Below are 7,389 nucleotides of genomic sequence, written 5' to 3' on the forward strand. Positions count from 1 at the left end.
CCTCACGGCTGGGGCTTTGGAGATGTTCGTCGATGATCTGCTGTCAACCACATACGACCGAGCGGCTGGGGATTTTGGAGCGTTCCCATCAGCGACGGGGACATATCACAGCGACTGCGCGAGGAGCACGACGTAGATGACGGCGTTGTAGACGCCGTGCGCGAGGCCGGGCACCACCACGTTCTCCGTGCGCTCGTAGAGGACCCCGAGCACCGCGCCGAGCACGACGACGACGGCGACGTACGCCCACCGCTGGCCGGGGCTCCCCGAGACCGAGGGCAGGTGAACCAGCCCGAACGCGAGGCTGGCGAGCAGGATCGCCGGGGCCGCGTCGAACGCGCGCCGGAGCCCGCCCTGGACGACGCCCCGGAACAGGGCCTCCTCGACCGGTCCGACGACGAACAGCGAGACGGCGACCATGACGAGGTAGTACGTCACCGGGTCGCCGTCTGGCACGACCGCCTGGTTCTGTCCGGTCGTGAGCCCGATCTCCCCGAGCACGAACAGCGCGCCGTACTGGAACGCGAACAGGGCGAGCCCGCCGCCGAGGACGAGCCCGGCGTCCCGGAGCGTCGGCCGGGAGACGCCGACGAGCCCCCACTGGTCGGTGATCGCGAGGTAGCCGACGACCGCGACGAGGAACCCGACGAACTGCAGCAGGGTCCGGAACACCTGGAGGCCGGTCGTCCCCTCACCCACCAGCCCGAGCGAGACGGCGAACTCGGAGACGGGCGTCGTCACCGCGCCGGCGACGAGGAGCGCGAGGAGGACCGCGAACGCCGCGCTCGCGAGACGGAGGACGTTGTTCATCGGTTCGGGCGGCGTCTCGCTCATCGGCGGTCGTACGGGTCGGGGGGGTTTATCGGCACCGGAAGGCGAACTGCGTCGCGTCGGCGTCGGTGAGCGACGTGGCGGCCCGCGACGCGCCGGCGCGCGAGTCCCCGCCGCCTCACCGCTCGACGCGCAGTTCCCGCTTGTCGGCCACGGCGTCGGCCTCGGGGAAGTCCCCGCCGCCGAGCAGCCCGCGAGCCGCCTTCTTCCCCCACTCGACCGCGGGCTGGGTGAACGTCGAGACGCTCGCCAGCTCGCCGTACAGCACGCAGGCGGCCTCCATCCCGTAGAGGAGCTCGCCGAGGCTCCGCTCGTCGACGCCGTCGATCTCGACGCGGACGCTCGGCACGTCGGCGGCCGCGAGGCTCGCCTCGGTCGCCTCGAACTCGGCGTCCAACAGCTCCCCGAGCGACGAGCCGCCGAGGTACGCGAGCCCGTCGAGGTCTGTCTCGGGGATCGGCGTCTCCGCGCGTTCGGTCGGGCGGATCAGCGACACGAGCTTGTCCGGCGGGCCGGCGCGGTATAACTGGAGCTGAGAGTGCTGGTCGGTCGCGCCGAGCGCCCGCGCGGGGGTCTGGCCGAGCCCGTCCTTGCCGAGGCTCTCGGCCCACAGCTGCGCGAACCACTCCGCGAACGTCTCCAGCGACTCCGCGTACGGCATCACGGCGTTCGTGAGCGCGCCGCGCTCCGCGAGGGCGTACGTCGCCGCGCCGTAGGCGTACGCGGGCGTCTCGAACAGCGAGCCCGACAGGGCCGCCATCCCGTCGCGCCCGCCCGCCAGCACGGCCTCGACGTCGTGGCCCTGCAGCGCCGGCACCGCGAGCCCGACCGTCGAGAGCGCGGAGAAGCGCCCCGGCACCCCGTCGGGCACGTCGAGCGCGGGGAGGTCGTGGTCGTCGGCGAGCGCCCGGAGGTTCCCCTCTTCGCCCGTCGTCACGAGGGTGCGCTCGGTCCAGTCGACGCCCGCCTCCGTCATCGCCTCGCGGACGACGAGGAAGTTCGCGAGCGTCTCCGCGGTCGTCCCGGACTTCGAGACGACGTTGACGACGGTGTCGGCGAGCGGGAGGTCGGCGAGCAGCGCGTCGACCGCGTCGGGGTCGACGTTGTCGAGGAAGTAGGCGTCCACGTCGCTCTCGAGGGCGTTCGCGATCGTCGCCGCGCCGAGCGCGCTCCCGCCGATCCCGACCGTCAGCACGGCTTCCGGGCGGTCGAACCGGTCGGTCGCCGCCCGGATCGCCTCCGCGTCGGTCGTCTCCGGCAGGGTCAACGCGGCGTAGCCGAACTCGTCTCCGTCCATCCCGGCGTCGATCCGGTCGTGCGCGTCCGCCACGCGCTCGTCGAGGCGCTCCAGCGTCTCGTCGGTGAGTCCGGGCGTCGTCTCCAGTGCGTTGCCGAGGTCGACGTTCATACCTCCCTACGCGGGCGACCGAGTGTTAAAACCGGTCCTCTGCTCGCCGACCGCCCTCTCCCCTCAGTCGGCCGGGATGACCGCCTCGTCGTCGTCGAGCGCCGGACGGCCGAACCAGTGGTCGAACGCGAGCGGCCCGGAGCCGAGCGTGAAGACGGCCGAGGCCATGCCGAACAGCGCGACGTGGGCGAGGACGGGGTCGTCGGGGAGCCCGAACAGCGTCGTCGTGAACAGCACGAACGAGAGCGCGGCCGCGCCGCGGGTGAAGAAGCCCGCGATCAGCGCGACGCCGACCGCGATCTCCGTCACCCCGGCGCCGACGACCCACAGTCCGGCGTCGACGGGGACGACCGACGTGAGGCCGTACTTCTCGACGACGAGCAGCGCGCTCCCGGGGTCGGCGAGCTTCTGAATCAGCCCGAGGTAGACGAACGAGATCCCCATTCCGACCCGGAGCACGGTCGGGACGTACCGCCGTAGCGGGGCGGTCGACTCGTCCAGGAACCCCTTCAGGTGATGGACGGGATCGATCCGACCGTAGTACGACCCCGGCGTGCTCGCGACCTCCAACAGCATGTCGTCGGCGCTCGGCCGGCCGCCGCCGAGGATCGCAAGCGCGACGAACACCGGGACGTACTCCACCGCGAGGACGACGATCGGGTCGACGGCGAGGAACACCCACGCGTAGGTCAACAGCCCAACCGTCGAGACGATCCGGGTCGCGAGCCCGAAGAGGAGACAGAAGCCGAGCCCGATGAACAGCACCCGGAGGAGCGGGCTCGCCCCGGTGTCGAACGAGAGCGTCGGCGCGAACAGGTACCCTTGGAAGCCGGCGCCGACGAGCGGGAGGCCGACGGCGAGTCGCAGCATCCACGCGACGAGGTCGCCGTAGCTGGCGAGCTTCTCGCGGAGGACCACGACGTCGACGATCGTCGGACGCACCCACAGGTACGCCGCGATCCCGGCGGTCACGAGGAGGCCGGACCCAGCGAACAGCGCCGCGTTGAACGGGTCCGAGAGCACCTCGGCGGTGAACGCCACCGCGTCGATGGGATCGCCCGACCCCTCGGTGACGTAGTCGACGTGGGCGGCCGCCGGCCGCGCGGCGAGGGTCGCGACCAGTGCGAGTGCGACGATCGCGACCGAGCGGGAGCGAACGGACATACCTCGTCTAAGAGCCGGACGCACCTAACGGTATTTCTTAACGGACGTTCGCGAGCGACCGCGAGACGGCGATTTCGCGGCCGCGACGGCCGCCGCCTACGGCGCCCGGGCCACGACGCCGAACGTCTCCGTGCGCGTCGATTCGGAGACGACTTCGAACCCGGCCGCCTCCAGCGCCGCCACCGCGTCGGCGGCGGCGAAGCGCTCGTCGGTCGGGGGGCCGCCGTCGCCGTCGCCGTCGGCGCTCCAGTCGAAGGTGACGAGGGACCCGCCGGACCGGATCGTCCGCGCGAGCTCCGCGAGCGCCGCGTCGCTCGCGAACTCGTGGTACGTCATCGTCGAGAATGCGGCGTCGAGCTCGCCGTCCGCGAACGGGAGGTCCGCCACGTCGCTCACGACGAGTTCGACGTTCTCCGGCACGCCCTTCTCGCGGTACCGGTCGTGCATCTCGGGCTGCACGTCGACGCCGTAAACCGTCTCGGCGTGCGGCGCGACGTCGTCGGTGTAGAACCCGGTGCCGCTGCCGAGGTCGGCGACGACCTCGACGTCGGCGGCCGCGAGCGGACCGACGAGCTCCTCGGCGGACACCCAGCGGTACCGGACTTCCGGACGCTCCAGCTCCGACGCTCGGTCGACGTCGAACGTGTGAAAACCCATGCGAGGCCTTGAGCGTCGAGTGTGAAAACGAGTCCGGTCCGCCGGACCGCGATCGTCTGCGGACCGCGCGACGGCCCGCCGCCGTCACCACTCCGCGGCGAGCGCGTCGACCAGCCGGTCGACCTCGGACTCGGTCGAGACGGCGTGGATCGAGGCGCGGACCGCGTCCGGGTGCGGCAACGAGCGCACGACGATGTCCCGCTCCGCGAGCCGCTCGACCGTCGCGTCTGGGTCGTCGACGTCGACCGTGACGAGCCCGCTCTCGAACTCTCGGGGGCTCAGGAGTCGGTCCTCGGGGACGCCCTCCTTGAACCGGTCGGTGAGCGTCTCGATCCGCGACTCGATCGCGTCGAGCCCGACCGCGTCGATCGCGTCGAGCGCCTCGCTGAGGCCGACGTGGGCGGCCGCGGTCGTCGAGCCGACCTCGAACCGCTTCGCGCCCTTCTTGTACTCGATCTCGTCGGCGTTCGGGTCGTCGACGCTGCGGTACCCCACGGTCCGCGGCGCGAGCCCGACGGCGGTCTCGCGGTCGACGTAGAGGAAGCCGGCGCCCCACGGCCCGAGGACCCACTTGTGGCCCGCGGCCGCGACCGCGTCGGCCCCCCACGCCGAGACGTCCAACGGGCCCTGTCCGGGCGACTGGACGGCGTCGACGAGGGTGAACGCGCCGGCCTCGTTCGCGACTTCGACGAGCTCGGTCACGGGGAGCCGCGTCCCGTGGGTCCACGTGATCGCGCTGAAGCAGACGAGGCGCGCGTCGGCGACCGCCTCGGCGTACTCCTCGCGGTCGACTCGGCCGTCTTCGGTCTCGAGGACGCGGACCTCGACGCCCTCGCGTTCGAGCCGCTTCCACGGGAGGACCCCGGCCGGGTGTTCGAGGTCGGTCCGGACGACGACGTCGCCGGGCTCCCAGTCGATCGCGCCGGCGATCCGGTTGATCCCGTCGGTCGTGCTCTCGGTGAGGGCGATCTCCTCGGGCTCGGCGCCCACGAACGCGGCGATCCGCTCGCGAACCGACTCGTACGTCTCGAAGGCGTGGCCGTACGGATCGGTCGTCGCCGAGCCGTACTCGTGGTCGGCGATGAACCCGGCGGCGGCCTCGACGACGTACTCCGGGCTCGGGCCGTGCGCGCCGAAGTTGAAGTACGCCGCCTCACCCAGCGCCGGCACGTCGGCGCGCAGCTCTCGGTGCGACATCGCGTCGTCTCGGGTCAGCACCTCGCCGTCGAGGTCGGCCATTCAGGCTGCGTGCTCCGCGACCGCGTCGGTCAGCACGTCCTCGGTCTGGGCGCCGACCATGCGGTCGGCGAGCTCGCCGTCGGCGAAGACGAGCAGCGTCGGGATACCCTGCACGCCGTACTCGCCCGCGAGCGACTGGTGGACGTCGACGTCGACCTTCAGGACGGCGGCGTCGGTGTCCGCGGCGACCGCCTCCACGGCGGGCTCCATCATCCGGCACGGGCCGCACCAGTCGGCGTAGAAGTCGACGAGGACCACGCCGTGCTCGTCGACGAGGTCGTCGAACTCGTCGGGGTCGGACAGCTGGATCGGCTCCGCGGGAACGGATTCGGTTGAACTCATACCCACAGGTACGCCTCCAGCGGTGATAATAGTTTTGGGTGTTTCGTACAATATCGTGTGGAAGAGTGTCACCGAGCGGACCGGTCGGGAGACGCGACCGCCGACAGCCATTTTGCGCTGACGCGTCCTCGTTGCACTCGATGACCGACGCGAGCCCGACCGACGCGACGTCAACCGACGCCGAGCGCCGGGCGCGGTCGCACCGTGCGCGGCTGCTCGCGACGCTGCGCGTCCAGTACCCGGACGCGCTCGCCGACCGCGGCTACCGGCTTCTCCACCCGGAGACGGGGGATCCCTACACCGGCGACCGGCGACACTTGGTCGCGACCTGCCGGTCGGCCGCCAACTTCGCGCTCGGCGCCCTCGCGGACGGCCCGGACTGGTGCGTCCCGGCGGCCGAACACGGCCTGACGTTCCTGCGCGAGGCCCACCGGAGCGACGACGGCGGCTACCGGCTCGTCGTCACGGCCGACGGCGACCCCGTCGACCGCACCCGATCGGCGTACGGCCACGCGTTCGTCCTGTTGGCGTACGCCCGCGCCGCGGACGCCGGGATCGACGGCGCCCGCGAGGGGGTCGCGGCGACGCACGCGCTGATCGAGGAGCGGTTCCGCGACGACGCCGGGCTGCTCCGGAGCGACTGCGACGCCGAGTGGACCGAGGTAGAGCCGTATCGCGGCCAGAACGCGAACATGCACGCCTGCGAGGCGTACCTCGCCGCCTACGAGGCGACGGGCGAGGACCGGTACCTCGACCGGGCGCGCCGAATCGCCGAGGCGATTACGGTCGACCTGGCCGCCGAGACGGGCGGGCTCCTCTGGGAGCACTACACCCCCGAGTGGGAGCACGACTTCGGCTACAACGCGGACGAGCCCCGCCATCAGTTCCGCCCACCGGGGTACCAGCCGGGTCACCACGCGGAGTGGGCGAAGCTCCTCGCGCTCCTCGACCGGTACGACGCCGACGGGCCGGGGGGCGCGGGAGGCGCCGCCGATGCCGACGACCCTTCCGGCGACGCCGACGGCGGCACCGACGGCCCTTCCGGCGACGGCTGGGACGAGCGCGCCGCCGAGCTGTTCGACGCCGCCGTCGATCACGGCTGGACGGAGAACGGGTTCGTCTACACCCACGCCGCCGACGGGACTCCGCTCGTCGAGGACCGGTACGGCTGGGCGCTCGCGGAGGCGATCGGGGCGGCCGCGGCGCTCGCGGAGCGGGCGGCGGCGCGCGGCGACGCTGACGCGGCCGACGGGTTCCGCCGCTGGCACCGCCGACTCGCGGTTCGGACGGACCTGTACCGCGGGCCGGCCGGCCTCTGGTACGAGAAGCGGCTCCCGTCGGACGCCGACGGGGACCTCGTCGCGCCGGAGCCGCCGGGCGTCGAGCCCGACTACCACCCCGCCGACGCGTTCTTCGAGAGCTGGCGGTCGGCCCGGCGAACGCCGTGAGGCGCCGGGCCGGGGCGCTCGCGGGTCGGTCCCGTTACGCCGACGGTGCGGCGTCGCGACCCCCGCGGACCGCGAGCGCGCCGTGGTAGAGGATGACGGCGCAGACCAACAGCGCCGAGCCGATCAGCAGGACGAAGCTGACTCGGTCGAGGACCGGCATCGCCAGCCACGCCGAGACTTCGCCGAGCGCGACGGCGAGACTCGCGACCAGGAGCATGAGCCCGAAGTAGACCGTCACGTCGTCCTCGTCCACGTACGCGGTCGCCCCGGAGCCGATCCGGGCGCCGAGCGCGCTCCCGA

General features: G+C 72.4%; 7 protein-coding genes and 1 pseudogene. 1 reads left to right on the forward strand and 7 read right to left on the reverse strand.

Annotated elements, in window-relative coordinates; all coding sequences use genetic code 11:
• Positions 1-105: 105 nt before the first annotated feature.
• The 6 genes from DJ74_RS10600 to trxA form a co-directional block, all read right to left on the reverse strand.
• The gene (locus DJ74_RS10600) at positions 106-834 is read right to left on the reverse strand and encodes a CPBP family intramembrane glutamic endopeptidase (RefSeq protein ID WP_094527222.1); all 729 of its coding nucleotides are present in this window, start codon (positions 832-834) and stop codon (positions 106-108) included.
• A 115-nt stretch (positions 835-949) separates the two neighbouring features.
• On the reverse strand, positions 950-2,239 hold the full coding sequence (locus DJ74_RS10605) for a glucose-6-phosphate isomerase (protein WP_094527223.1): 1,290 nt from the start codon (positions 2,237-2,239) through the stop codon (positions 950-952).
• Between the two features lie 63 nt (positions 2,240-2,302).
• Positions 2,303-3,403: a DoxX family protein gene (locus DJ74_RS10610; RefSeq protein WP_094525230.1), complete on the reverse strand. Its 1,101-nt coding sequence runs from the start codon at positions 3,401-3,403 to the stop codon at positions 2,303-2,305.
• 96 nt (positions 3,404-3,499) lie between these two features.
• On the reverse strand, positions 3,500-4,060 hold the full coding sequence (locus tag DJ74_RS10615) for a class I SAM-dependent methyltransferase (RefSeq protein WP_094525229.1): 561 nt from the start codon (positions 4,058-4,060) through the stop codon (positions 3,500-3,502).
• An 84-nt stretch (positions 4,061-4,144) separates the two neighbouring features.
• The gene (locus DJ74_RS10620; RefSeq protein ID WP_254922165.1) at positions 4,145-5,299 is read right to left on the reverse strand and encodes an aminotransferase class V-fold PLP-dependent enzyme; all 1,155 of its coding nucleotides are present in this window, start codon (positions 5,297-5,299) and stop codon (positions 4,145-4,147) included.
• Complete coding sequence (gene trxA / locus DJ74_RS10625; protein WP_094527224.1) at positions 5,300-5,641, reverse strand: thioredoxin; 342 nt, start codon at positions 5,639-5,641, stop codon at positions 5,300-5,302.
• A 140-nt stretch (positions 5,642-5,781) separates the two neighbouring features.
• On the opposite strand from trxA, the gene DJ74_RS10630 reads away from it, so the two are divergent.
• On the forward strand, positions 5,782-7,089 hold the full coding sequence (locus tag DJ74_RS10630) for an AGE family epimerase/isomerase (protein WP_094527225.1): 1,308 nt from the start codon (positions 5,782-5,784) through the stop codon (positions 7,087-7,089).
• A gap of 34 nt (positions 7,090-7,123) precedes the next feature.
• On the opposite strand, the pseudogene DJ74_RS10635 reads toward DJ74_RS10630, so the two are convergent.
• A pseudogene (locus tag DJ74_RS10635) lies at positions 7,124-7,389 on the reverse strand (sulfite exporter TauE/SafE family protein); the annotation flags it as partial.

The sequence above is a fragment of the Halorubrum sp. Ea8 genome (genome assembly GCF_002252925.1).
Taxonomy (GTDB): domain Archaea; phylum Halobacteriota; class Halobacteria; order Halobacteriales; family Haloferacaceae; genus Halorubrum.

Coding starts and splice junctions, on each gene's coding strand:
- DJ74_RS10600 (WP_094527222.1), bottom strand. CDS start 834: ATGAGCGAGACGCCGCCCGAACCGATGAACAACGTCCTCCGTCTCGCG.
- DJ74_RS10605 (WP_094527223.1), bottom strand. CDS start 2,239: ATGAACGTCGACCTCGGCAACGCACTGGAGACGACGCCCGGACTCACC.
- DJ74_RS10610 (WP_094525230.1), bottom strand. CDS start 3,403: ATGTCCGTTCGCTCCCGCTCGGTCGCGATCGTCGCACTCGCACTGGTC.
- DJ74_RS10615 (WP_094525229.1), bottom strand. CDS start 4,060: ATGGGTTTTCACACGTTCGACGTCGACCGAGCGTCGGAGCTGGAGCGT.
- DJ74_RS10620 (WP_254922165.1), bottom strand. CDS start 5,299: ATGGCCGACCTCGACGGCGAGGTGCTGACCCGAGACGACGCGATGTCG.
- trxA (WP_094527224.1), bottom strand. CDS start 5,641: ATGAGTTCAACCGAATCCGTTCCCGCGGAGCCGATCCAGCTGTCCGAC.
- DJ74_RS10630 (WP_094527225.1), top strand. CDS start 5,782: ATGACCGACGCGAGCCCGACCGACGCGACGTCAACCGACGCCGAGCGC.